Source organism: Burkholderia sp. HI4860 (assembly GCF_002223045.2).
Classification (GTDB): domain Bacteria; phylum Pseudomonadota; class Gammaproteobacteria; order Burkholderiales; family Burkholderiaceae; genus Burkholderia.
In genome coordinates this window covers 844,637-862,578 of the sequence record NZ_NKFO02000005.1, presented here as the reverse complement: position 1 = coordinate 862,578, position 17,942 = coordinate 844,637, and the positions used below count along the sequence as shown (strand labels likewise).

At 69.3% G+C, this 17,942-nt stretch carries 14 protein-coding genes; 5 read left to right on the top strand and 9 right to left on the bottom strand.

Features of this window, described 5'->3' with window-relative positions; translation table 11 throughout:
- From CFB34_RS37935 to CFB34_RS37900, 8 genes are all read right to left on the bottom strand, one after another.
- Positions 1-1,278, bottom strand: a complete 1,278-nt coding sequence (locus tag CFB34_RS37935) for an FAD-binding oxidoreductase (protein ID WP_089443910.1) — start codon at positions 1,276-1,278, stop codon at positions 1-3.
- Positions 1,275-1,478 (bottom strand): hypothetical protein, encoded by a 204-nt coding sequence (locus CFB34_RS37930; RefSeq protein WP_143329550.1) that lies wholly within the window; start codon positions 1,476-1,478, stop codon positions 1,275-1,277. Before CFB34_RS37930 ends, CFB34_RS37935 begins: the two co-directional genes overlap by 4 nt.
- Complete coding sequence (locus CFB34_RS37925) at positions 1,478-3,364, bottom strand: ABC transporter ATP-binding protein (protein WP_089443909.1); 1,887 nt, start codon at positions 3,362-3,364, stop codon at positions 1,478-1,480. Before CFB34_RS37925 ends, CFB34_RS37930 begins: the two co-directional genes overlap by 1 nt.
- Positions 3,364-4,320: an ABC transporter permease gene (locus CFB34_RS37920; RefSeq protein WP_089443908.1), complete on the bottom strand. Its 957-nt coding sequence runs from the start codon at positions 4,318-4,320 to the stop codon at positions 3,364-3,366. The genes CFB34_RS37925 and CFB34_RS37920 overlap by 1 nt, the downstream gene beginning before the upstream one ends.
- Before the next feature lie 30 nt (positions 4,321-4,350).
- Entirely contained in the window at positions 4,351-5,304 is a 954-nt protein-coding gene (locus CFB34_RS37915; protein WP_089443907.1) for an ABC transporter permease, read from the bottom strand.
- A gap of 79 nt (positions 5,305-5,383) precedes the next feature.
- Positions 5,384-6,967, bottom strand: coding sequence for an ABC transporter substrate-binding protein (locus tag CFB34_RS37910; RefSeq protein ID WP_089443906.1), 1,584 nt, complete (start codon positions 6,965-6,967; stop codon positions 5,384-5,386).
- Between the two features lie 817 nt (positions 6,968-7,784).
- Positions 7,785-9,323: a methyl-accepting chemotaxis protein gene (locus CFB34_RS37905; protein ID WP_089443905.1), complete on the bottom strand. Its 1,539-nt coding sequence runs from the start codon at positions 9,321-9,323 to the stop codon at positions 7,785-7,787.
- 196 nt (positions 9,324-9,519) lie between these two features.
- The gene (locus tag CFB34_RS37900) at positions 9,520-10,188 is read right to left on the bottom strand and encodes a haloacid dehalogenase type II (protein WP_089429371.1); all 669 of its coding nucleotides are present in this window, start codon (positions 10,186-10,188) and stop codon (positions 9,520-9,522) included.
- Positions 10,189-10,655: 467 nt separating this feature from the next.
- Here CFB34_RS37900 and CFB34_RS37895 point away from each other — a divergent pair, with 467 nt between their 5' ends.
- From CFB34_RS37895 to CFB34_RS37875, 5 genes are all read left to right on the top strand, one after another.
- Positions 10,656-11,516: a GNAT family N-acetyltransferase gene (locus CFB34_RS37895; protein ID WP_089443904.1), complete on the top strand. Its 861-nt coding sequence runs from the start codon at positions 10,656-10,658 to the stop codon at positions 11,514-11,516.
- A gap of 12 nt (positions 11,517-11,528) precedes the next feature.
- Positions 11,529-12,455, top strand: a complete 927-nt coding sequence (locus tag CFB34_RS37890) for a glyoxylate/hydroxypyruvate reductase A (RefSeq protein ID WP_089443903.1) — start codon at positions 11,529-11,531, stop codon at positions 12,453-12,455.
- A gap of 160 nt (positions 12,456-12,615) precedes the next feature.
- Positions 12,616-14,016 carry an aspartate aminotransferase family protein gene (locus CFB34_RS37885; RefSeq protein ID WP_089443902.1) on the top strand — a complete coding sequence of 467 codons (1,401 nt, stop codon included), beginning with the start codon at positions 12,616-12,618 and terminating at the stop codon, positions 14,014-14,016.
- 91 nt (positions 14,017-14,107) lie between these two features.
- A complete protein-coding gene (locus tag CFB34_RS37880; RefSeq protein ID WP_006749694.1) occupies positions 14,108-14,599 on the top strand; it encodes a winged helix-turn-helix transcriptional regulator in 492 nt (163 codons plus the stop codon).
- A gap of 109 nt (positions 14,600-14,708) precedes the next feature.
- Positions 14,709-16,181, top strand: a complete 1,473-nt coding sequence (locus tag CFB34_RS37875; RefSeq protein WP_089443901.1) for an NAD-dependent succinate-semialdehyde dehydrogenase — start codon at positions 14,709-14,711, stop codon at positions 16,179-16,181.
- 60 nt (positions 16,182-16,241) lie between these two features.
- Here the strand turns inward: CFB34_RS37875 and CFB34_RS37870 are convergent, their stop codons facing one another.
- Positions 16,242-17,717 (bottom strand): HD domain-containing phosphohydrolase, encoded by a 1,476-nt coding sequence (locus CFB34_RS37870; RefSeq protein ID WP_089444032.1) that lies wholly within the window; start codon positions 17,715-17,717, stop codon positions 16,242-16,244.
- Between the last annotated feature and the right edge of the window lie 225 nt (positions 17,718-17,942).

The window sequence follows — 17,942 nt, the reverse complement described above, 5'->3', positions numbered from 1 at the left end:
TCAGTGCAGGAAATCCTGCATCCGGTAATACGCGCCGACGACCGGCAGGAACCACGCGTGCCCGAAATGGCCCGGGATCGCCGGCCAGTCGAGCTCGCGCCACGGGTTCGACGCGACTGCGCCATACAGCACGTCGGCCATCACGCGGCCCATGTGCACCGACATCTGCACCCCGTGGCCGCTGTAGCCCATCGAGTAATAGAGCCCGTCATGCTGGCCCGCGCGCGGCAGCCGGTCGGCGGTGATGTCGACCAGCCCGCCCCAGCAGTAGTCGAGCCGCACGTTCGCCAGTTCCGGGAAATAGCCGGCCATGCCCGCACGCAGGACGTCGCCGCTTTTTGCATCGGAGCGCGGGCTCGACATCGCGAAGCGCGCGCGGCCGCCGAACAGCAACCGGTTGTCGGGCGTCACGCGGAAGTAATTGCCGATCTGGCGCGACGTCACGTATGCACGGCGATGCGGAAACAGCCGGTTCAACTGCGCATCCGGCAACGGCTCGGTCACGACGATGAAGCTGCCGACCGGCGCGATGCGTCGCCGGAACCACGCGAACGGCCCGTGCTGCGAGGCGCCGGTCGCGACCAGCACGCGGTCGGCGACGATCGTGCCGCGGGCGGAGGTGATCCGGTGCCGCTCGCCGTCCAGCCGGTCGAGCTGCGTGACGGCCGCGTGCTCGTACACGCGTGCGCCCGCACGCACGGCCGCCTGCGCGAGCCCGACGCCGAACTTGCCCATGTGCATCTGTGCGCCGTTGCGCTGCAGGAGGCCGCCGTGGAAGCCGTCGGAGCAGATTTCATCGCGGATGCGTGACGGCTCGATCAGTTCGATGTCCGGATCGACGTCGCGCCGCAACGCGTTGAAGGTCTTTTCGAGTCCCGCGAAATGCTGCGGCTTCGCGGCGAGCTTGAGCTTGCCCGCGCGCCGGAAATCGCAGTCGATCGCCTGTTCGGTGACGATCGTCTCGACGCTCTTCACCGCGCTTTCGTACGCGCGATAAAACTGCTTCGCCTGCGCGGCGCCGATGCGCGCGGCCAGCGACGCATAATCCTGCGCGACACCGGTATTGCACTGGCCGCCGTTGCGGCCGGACGCTTCGCCGGCGATCTCCGCGGCGTCGAGCACGACCACCGACACGCCGCGCTGCGCGAGCGCGAGCGCCGCCGACAAGCCGGTGAAACCGCCGCCGATCACGACCGCGTCCGCACGCCCTTCGACCGGCCCTTCGCTGCCGGCGCGAAACGCGGGACGGGTATCCAGCCAGTACGATTCCAGTTTCATCGAATTTTCTCGAGCATTCCGGCGACGACGATCGGCGACCGTCCAATGAGAATCATTGAATCACCATCAAAAAGCGCAGTTGCCGCGTATTCGCGCGCGCCACACGCGTCATTTGCCGTTTTGCGCGCCTGCCGCAGCACACTATGCGCAACGTCGATCGCCGGCGCGGGCAGGCACGATGCACGAACGATGGCGCGCATCACAGCCGTACCGGCTGCACCGTCGCGCCGCCTGCCTCCACCGGCTCCGCCTGGAAGCGCGCGAGATCTTCCTCGCTGCGATGGCACAGCACCTGCGCGCCGTTCCCGAGCGTGCGCAGCGACGGGGCCGTGCGGTTGCACACGCCGTCCACGCGCATCGCGCAGCGCGACAGGAACGGACACAGCTCGGCCTCGTGCTCGCGCGCGCCGATCGGCACCAGCGGCCGGTGGCAACGCTCGGCCGCATCGTCGAGCCAGCCCGCACGCAGCTCCGGCGCGGACGACACCAGCAGATGCGAATACGGGTGATAAGGCGGCGCGCACAGTGCGTCGCGGCTGCCGGTTTCGACGCGACGGCCCGCGTACAGCACGACGATGTCGTCGCTGATCGCGCGTACCTTCGCGATATCGTGCGTGATGAACACGTACGACACGCCGAGCTTCGTCTGCAGGTCGCGCAGCAGGTCCATGATCGCCGCGCCCACCACGGTATCGAGCGCCGACGTGACTTCGTCGCACAGGATCAGGTCGGGCTCGGCCGCGAGCGCGCGCGCGAGGTTCACGCGCTGCTTCTGCCCGCCGGACAATTCTCCGGTGCGCCGCCCGGCCACCGCCTGCGGCAGCCGCACGAGTTCGAGCAGCTCCGCGACGCGCTGCCGGGCCCGCGCACCGCGGATCCCGTGATAGAACGCGAGCGGCCGCGCCAGCGTGCGCTCGACGGTATGCACGGGGTTGAGCGCGGTATCGGCGTTCTGGAACACGATCTGCACGCGGCGGTGCTGCTCCTTCGAGCGCTTGCCGATATCGAGCGCGAGCGGCTCGCCGTCGAGCAGGATCTGCCCGGCCGTCGCCGGCACCAGGCCCGCGATCACTTTCGCGAGCGTGGTCTTGCCCGACCCCGATTCGCCGATCACGCCGACCGTCTGCCCGCGCCCGATGCGCAGGTCGACTTCGTGCAGGATCAGCTTCGCGGGCCAGCCCTTCGCGGTCCGGCCGCCGTAGCCGGCGACCGCGCCGCGCACCTCGAGCAGCGGCGCCGGCGCGGCGCTCGCCTCTTTCGCGTCGCGTTCGGCATCGTTCGGCGTGACCGCCGCGATCAGGCTCTGCGTGTACGGATGCGCCGGCGCATGCAGGATCTGTTCGGTCGCGCCCGTCTCGCGGATCACGCCGTCGCTCAGCACGACGATGCGATCGGCCATCTGCGCGACCACGGCCAGATCGTGCGACACGTACACCGCGCTCATCCCGCAGCGCCGGATCACGCTCTTGAACGCCTGCAACACGTCGATCTGCGTGGTCACGTCGAGCGCGGTGGTCGGCTCGTCGAGGATCACCAGTTCCGGATCGGTGATCAGCGCCATCGCGGCCATCAGCCGCTGCAACTGCCCGCCCGACACCTGGTGCGGGTAGCGCTTGCCGATCGTCTCCGGCTCGGGCAGCGCGAGCGCGCGGAACAGCTCGACCGCCTTCGCCTGCGCATCGCGCTTCGTCATCGTCTTGTGGATCAGCGCGCTCTCGATCACCTGGTCGAGAATCGTGCGCGACGGATTGAACGCGGCGGCCGCGCTCTGCGCGATATACGCGACCTTGCGGCCGCGCAGCGCGGTCAGGGCCTGCGCGCCCAGCGTGCACACGTCCGTGCCGCCGAGCTTCACCGAGCCGCCGGCGATCCGGCAGCCGGCGCGCGCATGGCCCATCAGCGACAGCGCGATCGTCGTCTTGCCGGAGCCCGATTCGCCGATCAGCGCGAGCACCTCGCCGCGCCCGATGTCGAAGTCGACGTCGTGGACGATCGTCGTTTCCGCGCCGCCCGGCCGGCCGCCGACCACGCGCAGCCCGCGCACCTCGACGAGCGGCGTCGATTCCGGAGTCGATTCATCCCGCATCAGTGTTCTCCCGCGGCGGCAGCCGCGCCCTTGCGGCGGCCGCGATGCGGCAAACCGTCGATCATCAGGTTGACGCCCACCGTCAGGATCGCGATCGCGACCGCGGGCATGATCGCGACGGCCGAGCCGTCGCCGAGGCTCGCGATGTTCTCGCGCACGAGCGAGCCGAGATCCGCATACGGCGGCTGCACGCCGAGCCCGAGAAAGCTCAGGCCGCTCAGCAGCAGCACGACGAACGTGAAGCGCAGCCCCGTATCGGCGAGCATCGGATGGATCATGTTCGGCAGCATCTCGACGCATGCGATGTACAGCGCGCTTTCACCGCGCGCCTTCGCCACCTGCACGAATTCGAGCGTGCTGATGTTGATGGCCAGCGCACGCGCGATCCGGTAGGAACCCGGCATGTAGCTGACCGCGGCGGTGAGCACCAGCAGCGGCAGCGACGAGCCGAACGCGGCGACGAACATCAGCGCGAACATCTTCGACGGAATCGACGTGAGCGCGTCGAGCAGCCGGCTCATCGTCTCGTCCACCGCGCGGCCGGACACGGTCGCGAGCAGCCCGAGCGTCGTGCCGGTCACCGCGGCGAGCAGCACGGCGGCGAGCGCGAGCAGCACCGTCAACCGCGTGCCGTACAGGATGCGGCTCAACATGTCGCGGCCGAGGAAGTCGGAGCCGAACGGCAGCTTCGCGCTGAACGACGCGAACACGTCCGGCGTGACGATCGTGCCGACGTCGTGCGGCGCGAGCAGCGGCGCGAACACGGCGATGAACAGCATCAGGCCGGCCATCGACAGGCCGACGCGGCCGCCGGCGGTCAAGGCGATGCGTACGCGGCGGCGCTTGCGCGGCTCGTCGGGAGCAGGCGCGGCAGGCGGCACGCTGCCCCGCCCCACGGGCGGGTCGCCGGATGGCGGCAGCGCGCTGCTGCGTTGAACGGGTTCGGTCGGGTGCATGGGCGGCATCTCGGAAGGTGGACGGAACGCTCAGGTGCGCAGTCGCGGGTTCGACACGATCGAGCAGAGGTCGGCGAACAGCACGAGCGTCAGGTACGCGACGCAGAAGATCAGCGTGCACGCCTGGACCAGCGGGAAATCTCGGTTGCTGACGGCGTCGACCATCAGGCTCGCCAGGCCCGGATAGTTGAAGATCGTCTCGACGACGATCACGCCGCCGAGCAGGTACGACAGGCTCAGCGCGATCGCATTGGCGATCGGGCCGATCGCGTTCGGCAGCGCGTGGCGCAGTACGACGCGAGCGGGGCTCGCGCCCTTGAGCACGGCCATCTCGACATACGACGCGCTCAGTTGCTCGATCACCGCGGCGCGCGTCATGCGCGCCATCTGCGCGATCACGACCGCGCACAGCGTCAGCACCGGCATCGCATACGCGCGCAGGAAGTCGTGCAGGCTTTCGATCGGGCCGCTGTACGACAACGCGGACAGCCAGCGCAGCTTCACCGCGAACACGAGCACGGCGACCGTCGCGATCAGGAACTCCGGCGTCGCGACGAGCGACAGCGTGCCGAGGCTGATCACGCGGTCGACCACCGACTCGCGCTTGACGGCCGCGAGGATGCCGAGCAGCAGCGCGATCGGCACCGACACGGCGGTCGTGATCGCCGCGAGCGCGAGCGATTTCGGCAGGCGTCCGCCGATCAGCTCCGACACCGGCATGTCGCCGGACAGCGACCGGCCGAAATCGCCGTGCAACAGGCCGGTGAGCCAGTGCACGTAACGCACGTGCGCCGGCATGTCGAGCCCGAACTGCTGGCGCAGCGCGGCGACCGTCTCGGGCGTCGCCGACTGGCCGAGCGCGGCCTGCGCGGCGTCGCCCGGCAGCAGGTTCGTGATCATGAAGATGATCGCGGACACGATCAGCAGCGTCAGCGCGGTGACCGCGATGCGCCGGCCGATCAGGCCAATGAGAATTCGGTTCATGGTGCGGCACTCCAGAAAAAACCGCGCGTGGCCGGCACGGTGGCCCGCACCGGCCGCGCGACGGCGGCCAGCCACAACGTCATGCGTTCCACCACACGTTCTCGGCGAACGTGAAGCCCATCATCGGCCCGGTGGGGATCGAGCCGAGGCCCGCGAGCCGCTTGTCGTAGCCGTCGAGGAAGCTGATGAACGCCGGAATGCCGACCCGCCCCTGCTGCGCGACGATCACCTGCATGTCGCCGTACATCTGCTTGCGCTTCGCGTCGTCGGTTTCCGAACGCGCGGCGAGCAGCAACTGGTCGAACCTCGCGTTCTTCCAGCCTGATTCGTTCCACGGCGCATCCGACTTGAAGAACTGCGTGAACAGCACGTCGGCGCTCGAGCGCGGGTTGATGTTGCCGAAGGTGAGCGGGTGCTTCATCCAGTGGTTCGACCAGTAGCCGTCGGGCGATGCGCGGTTGACCTGCAGGTTCAGCCCGATCTTCTGGCCGGCCTGCTGCAGCAGCACGGCCATTTCGATCGACCCGTTCGCGTCGGACGTCGCATAGATCGGCGGCAGCGCGGCGCCCAGCGCACCGGCCTTCTGCAGCAGGAATTTCGCCTTGTCCGGATCGTGCGGCCGCTGCGGCAGCGACGCGTTGAAGTAGCGGTGCCCCGGCGGAATCGGCTGGTCGTTGCCGATCACCGAGTAGCCGCGGAACACCGCCGTGCGGAGCTGCTCGCGATCGAACAGGTACTTCATCCCTTCGACGAAATCGGGACTCGAGACGATCGGGTTGTCGCTGCGCATGATCAGGTCGGTATAGAGGCCCGACTTGGTTTCCTTCAGCGCGTAGCCGGCCGTCGACGAAACCCGTTGCGTCGAGCGCGGATCGATCGCGTTGATCAGGTGGACGTCGCCCGACAGCAGCGCGTTCAGGCGCGCGGCGCTGTCGCTGATGCCGATCAGCTCGATCTCGTCGAGATACGGCTTGCCCGGCTTGAAGTAGCTGTCGTTGCGCACGCCGACGGTCGACACGCCCGGCTTGAACGACTTCAGCTTGTACGGGCCGCAGCCGATACCGGTCGAGAAGTCGGTCGTGCCGTCCTTGACGATCACGAGCTGCGGCGTCGCGAGGATCACTGGCAGATCGGCGTTCGCGCTGGCGAGCGTCAACGTGACTTCGTCGGGGCCGCTCGCCTTCGCATCCGTGAACTGTTCGGCAAGCGTCTTGACCTTCGACGCGGTGGCCGGGTTCTTGTGGCGCATCAGCGAGAACACCACGTCGGCCGGGCCGACCGGCTTGCCGTCGTGGAACGTGACGCCCTTGCGCAGCTTGATGATCCAGGTCTTCGCATCGGTCGTCTGCAGCGATTCGGCGAGGTTCATCTGCGGCGTGAGGCTCGCATCGAGCTGCGTGAGGCCGCTGTAGAACATGAAGAAGCGCGTGTAGTCCGCGCCCGTCGAGCCCTTGGCCGGGTCGAGCGTATCGGCCGTCGAGCCGGCTTCGTTCGCGACCCGGATCTTGCCGCCGCGCTTCGGCGCGGGCGCGGCGAATGCCGAGCCGGGGGTCATCAGCAGTCCGCCGGCGCCGGCGGCCATCATGCCGCCCGCCGCCATGACCTTCATCATGTCGCGGCGCGTGAAGCCGCCCTTGCCGCCATTGTCGATATCGTCGCTCATCCGAACTGCTCCTGACTGTGGAAAGTGGGGTCTTGGGTCCAGCGTGTTCTCGAATCCCGCCGCGCCCGCGTGCTGGTGGCGGTCGCAACGTCGTCATGCAATTCATTTAAGCATCGCCAAAATGCGGTTTGTCGCGATTCGGGCGGCCCGCACGATACGAATCGACCGTTTTGGGTGGCCTGCGCAGCATGATTTGCTGCGTGCGCATCCGCGTGGCCGTGTGCCCGGCGGCGTGTCGCGGCGGCTGCCCAACCCGTGTCGATGCAGGAAATCGTAAGGCCGCAGCCGCCGCAGATTGCGCCGACAAAATTGCCCGTTCGGCATCCGGCGCGCGTTTGGCTCACGCAAACCGCATGTTTGTATCGAACGCGTGCGCGCCTGGCGACGACGGCTGAAACGAGCGGTACGTCACGGCGAATCGCCGCACGCACGGGCGTCGGCAGCGGGGATCGCGACGGTACGTCGCGCAGGAAAGTTCAGAAGAATGCCGCTCGCTACGAGCGGCTTTGGGGGAGGACCAGAGGATGACGGGACTGCCCCTGAACCGGGCCCGTGCAGCCGTCGGGAGCCGCGCCGCCAGGCGGCGACGCGTCCATCCCCGGCATGTCGGCGCGCACGCAAGGCGTGTGCCGGCGCGGCGCATCGCAGGTGGTCAGGTGGTCAGGCGGTCAGGCGGTCAGGCGGTCAGGCGGTCAGGCAGTCAGACGGTCAGACGGTCAGACGGTCAGACGGTCAGACGGTCAGGCAGTCAGGCGGTCAGGCGGTCAGGCGGTCAGGCAGGACGATGCGCCGGCCGCGGGCGGACGGCGCGCAGCCGTCACGCAGCGAGCCGGAATACCGACACGGCGGCCCGCAGGCGCGCCGCCTGCTCGTCCAGCGACGACGCGGCCGCAGCCGCCTGCTCGACGAGCGCGGCGTTCTGCTGCGTGACTTCGTCCATTTGCGCGACCGCCAGCCCGATCTGTTCGATGCCGGTGCTCTGCTCGGCCGATGCGGCCGAAATCTCGCCCATGATGTCGGCCACGCGGTCGATCGACCGGACGATCTCCGTCATGCGCTCGCCCGCCGTCTCGACGAGCCGGCTGCCGCTGCCGGCCCGCTCGACCGACGCGTCGATCAATCCCTTGATGTCCTTCGCGGCCGCGGCGCTGCGTTGCGCGAGCGAGCGGACTTCCGATGCGACGACGGCGAACCCGCGCCCCTCCTCGCCGGCCCGCGCGGCTTCCACCGCGGCATTGAGCGCGAGAATGTTGGTCTGGAACGCGATGCTTTCGATGACGACGGTGATGTCGGCGATCCGCACCGACCCGTCCGAAATCTGCCGCATCGTCTCGACGACCGCCTGCACGGCGGCGCCGCCGAGTTCGGTCGCCTCCTTCGCCTGGCCCACGAGCGCATTCGCCTGGCGTGCGTTGTCCGCGTTCTGTTTGACCGTGGACGTCATCTGCTCCATGCTCGCGGCCGTTTCCTGCAGCGACGCGGCCTGCTGCTCCGTGCGCTGCGACAGGTCCAGGTTGCCTTGCGCGATCTCGCCGGTGCCGGTGGCGATCGAGTGGGTCGTGGTCTGGATTTCGGCGATGGTGTCGGTCAGCCGCGCCTTCATGTCGCCGAGCGCGACGAGCAGGCTGCCGGGCGTGGCGTGCGCCGTATCGAATTGCACGTCCAGTTCGCCGGCGGCGATGCGGGCGGCGATCTGCGTCGCATGCGCGGGCTCGCCGCCCAGCGTGCGCCTGACACTGCGCAGCACGCCCCATGCGATGGCCGCGAGCGCCGCGGCGATGACGAGCGTGATCGCGCCGAGCACCGTCGCGAGCCGGGCAAACGCCGCGTTGATGTCGTCGTAGAAAAATCCCGTGCCGATCCACCAGTCCCAGTCGGGAATCGCGACCACGCCCTGCAGCTTCGGCTCCAGGTCCGCGTCGGGGCTGCGCTTGATCAGCACGTCGACGAGCGCGAAATGCGACTGCGCCATGCCCGCGCGGTACGCCTCGCTGTCGGTGAGGCCGCTGGTCGTGCGATTGCCTTTCGCGCGCGTGCCGATGAACTTCGCGTTCGGGTGGACGAGGTTGACGCCGTCGGACGTCGTGACCCAGAAGTAGCTCTTCGAATTCGCATTGAGCGCCGCCAGCGCGGCCTTGGCCTGCTGCTGTGCCTGCTCCTGCGTGAGCGTGCCGCTCGTCTGCATCGCGCGATACGAATCGACCAGATGCTCGGCCTTGGTCAGCAGCATGACGATTTCTTCGCGGCGGCTGTCGATCAGCGCGTCGCGCAGCGTGTGCAGCGACAACGCGGCGAGCAGGACGACGCCGAGCAGCGCCGCGGCGACGAGCATCAGCAGTTTGGTGGACAACTTCATGCGGGGCCTCGAAATATTAACCGTTCGGTACATATATCGGCCCGGGCGGCCCCGTCTTGAACGACTCGATATCGGTAATTACCCTCGTTTCGTACGCTGATCGAACGCGCGACGGGTGGCATTGGACGCGACGGCATCGCGGCCGCGTCCCGTCCCGCCCCGTCACGCCGATCGACGAATCGGCCGGCGCAGCGCCTTACAGCCCGAGTTGCGTCGCGAGCTGGCCGATGTCCGACACTTCGTAATAGTTGTAGAACGGCGTGCCCGGCTCGTGGCCGCGGTTCACGAACGCCTTGTGCCTGATCCCGAGATCCTCGGCCGTCATCAGGTCGTAGCGCAGGCTCGACGACACGTGCAGCACGTCCTCCGGCTTGCAGCCGAGCTTGTCGAACATGTATTCGAAGCCCTGCATGCGCGGCTTGTACGACTGCGCCTGCTGCGCGGTGAACACCGCATGGAACGGCGCGCCGAGCTTGTCGACGTTGCTCATGATCTGGTCGTCCATCGCGTTCGACAGGATCACCAGCTTGTACTTCGACGCCAGCCGCGACAGCCCGGCCGGCACGTCCGGGTGCGGGCCCCAGGTCGGCACTGCGTGATAGAACAGCTCGGCCTCGGCTTCGTCGAACGTCACGCCGAGCCGCGCGCAGGTACGACGGACCGAGTTGACGACCACGTCGCGATACGGCTTCCATGCGCCCAGCACCTCGTCGAGCCGATAGGCGGCGAATGCGCGCACGAAGGCCTCCATCGTCGCCGGCGACAGCCGGTCCGCGTAGATTTCGCGCGCCGTCTCGGCCATCCGGAAATGGGTCAGCGTGCCGTAGCAGTCGAAGGTGATGTACTTCGGTTCAAACTGGATCATGGTCGGGTCCTGTCGGTGTGAAGCCCCGGCACGGCCGGGGATGGGCTGGGTTCAACGAAATTGAATCAGGGCAAAAAGTCGTTCGCGCATCGTTCGGCGCCGCTCAAAACGCACAATCGCCGCAAGTTGCCCGCCGCATGCAGCACGATCTGCGGCGCGATCGGGCGCGGCGCGGCAGGGCCGGCCGGTGGGCGCCGCGCTGCCGCAGCGGGCTCGCCTGTCAGCGCGGCCCGCCGGCAGGCGGCAGCGCCGCCGTGCATTCATCGTAGTGCTGTTCGCACAGCACGAGTGGCGGGATTGACCGGCCGCGCCGGCACGATCCGCGCGTTCGTCCGCGTCGATCGAACGGGTTTGCGTCGATCTCGCGGGCGGGCCCGTCCCCGCCGGAAAACAGGCGAATCGTCCTATCCGCGCCGCACCCGCGCTGGCAGAGTGACTGCGTCATTTCCACCCATCCGGAGTCCGGCGTGTCCGACCTCAACCCTTCCCGCACGCTCACCTATCGCCCGTTCGCCGACACCGACCTGCCCGCCGCCCATCGGCTGTCGGAGGCGGTCAAGTGGCCGCACCGGCTCGAGGACTGGCGCTTCGTGCTCCAGCTCGGCGGCGGCATCGTGGCCGAAGACGAGACCGGCGTCGTGGGGACCGCGCTGGGCTGGCGCCTCGGCGAATCGCACGCGGCGCTCGGCATGCTGATCGTGTCGCCCGAGCGCGCGGGCGCCGGCATCGAGCGCGCGCTCCTCGCCCGCGCGCTCGACGACTTCGGCACCCGCACCGTCTTTCTGCATGCGATGCCGGGACGCGAGCCGCTGTACGCGGCGTTCGGCTTCGCGCCGATCGATACGATCAACCAGCATCAGGGCGCGGCGTTCCGGCCGCCGCTGATCTCGCTGCCGCCCGGCGAGCGCCTGCGCCCGCTCGGCACCAACGACGGGCCGCGCCTCGCCGCGCTCGCGTCGCGCGCGGCCGGCTACGAACGCGGCGCGGTGATCGACGCACTGCTCGACGTCGCGAACGGCATCGCGCTCGATCGCGACGGCGAGCTGCTCGGCTTCGCGCTGTTCCGCCGCTTTGGCCCGGGCCACGTGATCGGGCCGGTGATCGCGCCCGATGCGCTGCGCGCGCAGGCGCTGATCAGCCACTGGCTCGCGCTGAACGAAGGGATGTTCGTGCGGGTCGACCTGCCGAGCGACAGCGGGCTGTCCGACTGGCTGGACGGGCTCGGGCTGCCGCGCGTCGATACCGTCGTCACGATGGCGCGCGGCACGACGCCCGCGCGCGACCCGGCGCTGCGCGCGTTCGCGATCGTGAGCCAGGCGCTCGGCTGAACGGGACACACGATGAGCTTTCTCTACAAGGCCGACCCGGTGCGCGGCGCGCAGTGGGCGGCACGCTTCGCGCAACAGGCGCCCGACCTGCCGTTCCGGATCTGGCCGGACCTCGGCGACGCCGCGGCCGTCCGCTATCTCGCCGCCTGGCAGCCGCCGGACGATCCGGTCGCGCTGTTGCCGAATCTCGAAGTCGTGTTCTCGGTCGGCGCCGGCATCGACCAGTTCGACCTGTCGCGCGTGCCGTCGCACATCCCCGTCGTGCGGATGATCGAGCCGGGCATCGTCGAAGGGATGGTCGAATACGTGACGCAGGCCGTGCTGACGATCCATCGCGACCTGTTCGACTATGCGGCGCAGCAGCGCGAGCAGGTGTGGCACGAGAAACCGGTGCGCGCGGCGGCATCGCGGCGCGTCGGCGTGCTCGGGCTCGGCACGCTCGGCCACGCCGTGCTCGACACGCTGCGGCGCTTCGGTTTCCCGTGCGCCGGCTGGAGCCGCACGCCGCGCTCGCTCGACGGCATCGAGTGCTACGCGGGCGACGCGGCACTCGACGCGTTCCTGGCCCGCACCGACATCCTGATCTGCCTGCTGCCGCTGACCGACAGCACGCGCGGGCTGCTCGGCGCGCGCGTGTTCGACGCGCTGCCGGCCGGCGCGTCGCTCGTGCAGGTCGGGCGCGGCCCGCAGCTCGATGAAGCCGCGCTGCTCGCGGCGCTCGCGAGCGGCCGCGTCGACAGCGCGATCCTCGACGTGACGGACCCCGAACCGTTGCCGGCCGGCCATCCGTTCTGGGTCCATCCGCGCATCCGCATCACGCCGCACATCGCGAGCGCGACGCGGCCCGACACCGCGGTCGATGCGGTGCTCGCGAACCTCGCGCGCCATCGCGCGGGGCAGCCGATGATCGGCGTCGTCGATCGCGCGCGCGGCTACTGACGTCGATGTCCGGCCGCACGGGGCGCGCAGCAGAAAATGCCGAAGCGCCCCGTGCAAACGCCGCGCGCATACGTTTCGGGCAGCAAATTGAAGACGCATCCGGATTTGTCGCCCGTTAGCATGACCTCACCGCTGACACCTGACGAGAGTCCTGCCTGCCATGAACCAAGCCGCGCTGATCGAAGCTGATCGTCAACACCTGATCCACCCCGTCGTCAACTACCGTGCGCACGAAGCGCGCGGCGTCACCGTGCTCGAATCCGCGGACGGCGTATTCCTGCGCGACGCCGCCGGCCATACGCTGCTCGACGCGTTCTCGGGCCTGTGGTGCGTGAACGTCGGCTACGGCCGCGACAGCATCGTGAAAGCTGCCGCCGACCAGCTGGCCAAGTTGCCGTACGCAACCGGCTATTTCCATTTCGGCTCGCAGCCGGCGATCGAACTCGCCGAACGCCTCGCCGCGCTCGCGCCGCCGTCGCTGAATCGTGTGTACTTCACGCTCGGTGGCTCGGACGCGGTCGATTCCGCGATCCGCTTCATCACGCACTATTTCAATGCGACCGGCCGCCCGTCGAAAAAGCACATGATCGCGCTGGAGCGCGGCTATCACGGCTCGTCGTCGATCGGCGCCGGCCTCACCGCGCTGCCGGCGTTCCACCGCCATTTCGACCTGCCGCGCGCGGACCAGCACCATATTCCGTCGCCCTACCCGTATCGCCATCCGCTCGGCAGCGATCCGCAGGCGCTGATCGCCGCGTCGGTCGCCGCGCTCGAAGCGAAGGTCGCCGAACTCGGCGCGGACAACGTCGCCGCGTTCTTCTGCGAGCCCGTGCAGGGCTCCGGCGGCGTGATCGTGCCGCCGGCCGGCTGGCTGAAGGCGATGCGCGACGCGTGCCGGCGCCTCGGCATCCTGTTCGTCGCCGACGAGGTGATCACCGGCTTCGGCCGCACGGGCCCGCTGTTCGCGTGCGAGGCCGAACAGGTCGATCCCGACCTGATGACCGTCGCGAAGGGGCTGACCGCCGGCTATGCGCCGATGGGCGCGGTGCTGATGTCCGACGAGGTCTACGAAGGGATCGCGGGCAGCCGCACCGATTCGCCGGTGGTCGGCCACGGCCATACGTATTCCGCGCATCCGGTGAGCGCGGCGATCGGCCTCGAGGTGCTGAAGCTCTATCACGAAGGCGGGCTGCTCGCGAACGGCCAGGCGATGGCGCCCCGCTTTGCCGCGGGCCTCGACGCGCTGCGCGCGCATCCGCTCGTCGGCGACGCACGCTCGGTCGGCCTGCTCGGCGCGCTCGAACTGGTGACCGACAAGGCGCACAAGACGCGCTTCGATCCGGCACTGAACGTGCCCGACAAGATCGCGGCGGCCGCCTATGCGAACGGCATCGTCTTCCGCGCGTTCGGCGACGGCGTGCTCGGCTTCGCGCCGGCGCTGAGCTTCACCGCGGGCGAATTCGACCTGCTGTTCGAGCGCGTGCGCAAGACGCTCGACGACGTGCTGGCCGACGCGGGCGTGCAGCGCGCGCTCGATGCCGCGCACGCGCTGCCGGCCTGACGGGCCAAGGGAAAGCCGGGCTTGTGGCGGATATCTTTCGACTCTAAAGTAACCGGACATTCCATTTTTCCGACTCCCGACTCACGTGAACATGACGGACAGCAAGCTGGATCGCATCGACCTGCGCATCCTCTCCCAGTTGCAGAAGCGCGGCCGCATGACCAACGTCGAACTGGCCGATGCGGTCGGGCTGTCGCCCAGTCCCTGCCTGATCCGCGTGAAGCGGCTCGAGAAGGCCGGCTACATCGGCGGGTACGGCGCGCATATCCAGCTCGAGAAGCTCGGCGACGTGCAGGTCGTGTTCACCGAAGTCACGCTGGCCGACCATCGACGCGAGGATTTCGACCGCTTCGTCGCGGCGATCCGCAACGTCGACGAGATCGTCGAATGCCACCTCGCGAGCGGCGGCTACGACTATCTGCTGAAGTTCATCACGCGCAGCGTGAGCCATTACCAGACGATCGTCGAAGGGCTGCTCGAGCAGAACATCGGCATCGAGAAGTATTTCAGTTACGTGATCATCAAATCGCCGTTCGTCAAACGGCACTACCCGCTCGAATCGCTGTTCGGCGAACGTCACTGACGCGCCGCGCGCGGCCCCCGCGAATACGGCAGCGTCGCTGTCCGTACGGGACAGTCGCGCGCGTGCCGCGCCGCCGTCGTCGCCGTACCGCTTCATCCAAGGACCTGCCATGCCGCTTTCGCTGACCCGCACCGAACTCCTGCGCTCCGCCAACCTGATCGACGGCACGTGGCGCGACGCGCTCGACGGCAGCCGCTTCCCCGTGACCGATCCGGCGCGGCTCGACACCGTTGCCCATGCACCCGACAGCGGCGCCGCCGATGCGCGCGCGGCCACCGACGCGGCGGTACGCGCCCTGCCCGCCTGGCGCGCGACGCCCGCTCGCGACCGCGCGGCGACACTGCGAGCCTGGCACGCGGCGATCGTCGCGAACACCGACGATCTCGCGAAGCTGATGTCGCGCGAACAGGGCAAGCCGCTCGCGGAAGCGCGCGGCGAAGTCGCGTACGGCGCGTCGTACGTGCTGTGGTTTGCCGAGGAAGCGACGCGCACGTACGGCGACATCATTCCGCAGCAGCAGCGCGGCAAGCGGCTGAGTGCGGTGAAGGAGCCGATCGGCGTCGTCGCGGCGATCACGCCGTGGAACTTCCCGCTCGCGATGATCGCGCGCAAGATCGCGCCGGCGCTAGCGGCCGGCTGCACGGTCGTCGCGAAGCCCGCGGAGGACACGCCGCTCACCGCGCTCGCGCTCGCGTTCCTCGCGCAGGAAGCCGGCGTGCCGGCAGGCGTGCTGAACCTGATCACGGCGTCGCGCGAGCGCGGCATCGACGCGGCCGCCGACTGGCTCGCCGACAGCCGCGTGCGCAAGATCACGTTCACCGGCTCGACGGCCGTCGGCAAGCTGCTCGCGCGCGATTCGGCCGCGACGCTGAAGAAGCTGTCGCTCGAGTTGGGCGGCAATGCGCCGTTCATCGTGTTCGACGATGCCGAGCTCGACGCCGCGGTCGACGGGCTGATGGCCGCGAAGTTCCGCAATGGCGGGCAGACGTGCGTATCGCCGAACCGCATCTACGTGCAGGCCGGCGTGTACGACGCGTTCGCCGCGAAGCTCGCGGCGCGCGTCGCCGCGCTGAAGGTCGCGCCGGCGACCGACCCGGCCGCGCAGATCGGCCCGATGATCAACGCGCGCGCGGTGGACAAGATCGCGCGGCACGTCGGCGATGCCGTCGAGCGCGGCGCGCGCGTGCTGACGGGCGGCAAGCGCCTCACCGAGCTGGGGCCGAACTTCTACGCGCCGACGGTGCTCGCCGACGCGAGCGCCGACATGCAGCTCACGTGCGAGGAAACGTTCGGCCCGGTGGCGCCGCTGTTCCGGTTCGACACCGAGGACGACGCCGTCGACGCCGCCAACGACACGCCGTTCGGCCTCGCCGCGTATTTCTACACGCAGGACGTGCGGCGCATCGCGCGCGTGTCGGCGCGGCTCGAAACGGGCATCGTCGGGATCAACGAAGGCGCGCTCGCGAGCGAGGCCGCCCCGTTCGGCGGCGTGAAGGAGTCGGGCTATGGCCGCGAAGGTTCTCGCTACGGGCTCGACGACTACCTGTCGATCAAGTATCTGTGCCAGGGCGGGCTGGATTGATTGGGCGGGCGCGGGCCGTCCGTCCGCGCACGCGGAAGCGAATCAGCGTCACGGATCGCGTCAAAGCAACCCCATCGCCGATGCCTTGAGCGTCGCCGCGGCGCGCGTCGAGCATTCGAGCTTGCGAAACGCCTTCTCGACATGGGTGCGCACCGTGCTCGGACTCATCGAGAGCGCCTGCGCGACCTGCTTGTTGCTCGCCCCTCGGGAGATGGCCCGCAGGACGTCGATTTCCCGTGGCGACAGGCGCGGACCGTCGTGCGACGCGCGAGCGGCCATGCGCCGGGCCGCAGGTGCGCCCCCCGTGACGAGCGCCGCGACCACGTCGCCGCATAGCCGGCCGCGCGCCGCTTCTTCCTGCAATTGGCCGGCGGCGGCCGCATCGTCGAGCGCCGCCCGCCATGGGCGGGCCGAGCGCAACGCGACCCACGCCAGCGATGCCGCGAGTACGCGCGCTTCCAGCGTCAGCGCCGCATCGCGCACGCCGCGGAAATAACCGGAACCGTCCTGCCGCTCGTACGCATACGACGCAAGCACCGCCGCTTCACCGAGCGCGCCGGTCTGCCTGCCGGCGCGCTCCGTCCAGTACGGCACGAGCCGCACCTTTTCCCATGCGCTTGCAGGCAGCCGCGTCGGCAGGTTCCACACGTCGTTCGGCACGGCGGCCCTGCCGATGCCATGAATCAGCCCGGCGCGGTAGACGCGTTCGCGCGCGGCCGCATCCGGCGACAGGCGCTCGTAACACGCGGCCGCCGTCACGGCGACCGAACGCGAGAACCCGGTCATCCACGGCAGCTTCAGATCGATGACGTCCGCGATCAATTCGGCGGAGGTCGCGCCTTGCATATCGGGCGTGGCCAATGCGCCATCGAGACCGTCGGGCGGCAGGTGATCGAGCGCCGCGAGCCAGCCCGCGGCGTCGTGCGCGGCCGCCTCGACGAGCACGCCCGGATAGCGTGCGCCCGCGCGTTGCCCGATCCATTCGATGGCCTGCTCGATGCCGTACGTGCGGCTGAATACGTCGAGATCGCCCGCGAGCGTGACGATCGACACGGCGGCCGGCACCTGTTCCCGCGCGAGCCGGGCGGGCAGCCCGTTGCCGTCCCAGCTTTCGAAAATGTGCCGCAGCGCGGTTTCCGTGGCGTGGGACAGGCCGAGTATTCGCGCCACTTCGCCCGACACTTCGCAGTGGATTTGCGCGAGCGGGATCATCGCGGCGCCGGCGCGGCCGACCGCTTCGGCGAGGCCGGGCCGGTTCTCGAGCATCGCGGCGCGAATCGCGACATCGTCGCCGAACGCCTGAGCGAAACCCGCGGCGTTCGCGGTACAGCCCGACCAGCGCAACAGCGCCACTTCGCGGGCCGTGTCGCACACCGATGCGTCGAAGCCCGCCGCGTGCGCGAGCTGTGCCGCCAGCCAGCCGGTGCGCAGCGAATGATCGGTCGGCTGCCCCATGCTGAGATCGCCGATGAAGGCCAGCGCGCGGACGGCGTCGAATATGCGCAGCGGGGCGTGACGGGCTTCGGCGTCGGGCATCGGATGGGGCGCGGGCATTCACGGGAACGGGAAAACGATCATACGCGACGACGTCGCGCCGTGCATGCGCGTGCGGATCGGCTACGCGGCGCATTCGGCCGGAAGCGATTTCGGCCGTTGCCCGGTGCGCGCGATGGGCGCGCCTTCGCCATCGGACATCCGACCGATGGCGGGCGGCCGCGACGATCGCGATACTCGGTGCACTGGAGATCCGGTCGGCACGAC